Origin of the sequence: Caballeronia sp. BR00000012568055 (assembly GCF_029439455.1) — a bacterium.
GTDB lineage: Bacteria > Pseudomonadota > Gammaproteobacteria > Burkholderiales > Burkholderiaceae > Caballeronia.
Genome location: NZ_JAQFVG010000141.1, coordinates 1 through 504 on the forward strand (window position 1 = coordinate 1; position 504 = coordinate 504).

The 504-nt window shown below is 59.7% G+C and carries 1 pseudogene; it reads left to right on the plus strand.

Features of this window, described 5'->3' with window-relative positions:
* Nucleotides 1–239 precede the first annotated feature (239 nt).
* Nucleotides 240–504, plus strand: a pseudogene (locus P7F28_RS07965) (ATP-binding protein); the annotation flags it as partial.

Below are 504 nucleotides of genomic sequence, written 5' to 3' on the forward strand. Positions count from 1 at the left end.
GTCTCGAGCGCGCCGGTCCCTTTACCCGTACTGCGTAAGCCGCTATAAAAAAGGCACCTTTCCGACGCTTCGATCGCCGGGAGGCCGCTACACTCCATCTACCAACCGCGTCTCGGACGCATCGACCTCGCCAGCTTCGCGCTGGCATTTTTATTCTCGCCGTATCGCTGCCCCGTAGGGACCACGTCCCTACGGGCGTAGTCTTTTCGGGGCTTCTCAATTTCTTATTGGAAGCCGTCATGAAAGTCACGCCCGCTCAACTCACTGAACTCCTCTCGCTATACGTGCCGAAGCGCCTGCCGGTGCTCATCACCGGTCGTCCCGGTATCGGCAAGAGCGATATCGTCGAACAGACCGCTCACGCCACTGATCACGAACTGCTCATCAGCCACCCGGTCGTCGAAGATCCGACCGACTCGAAAGGGTTGCCGTTTCCCTCAGCCGATGGCCTGACCGCCAAATTCCTGCCCTTCGGGGATCTGGAACGCGCAATGACCGCCAGAC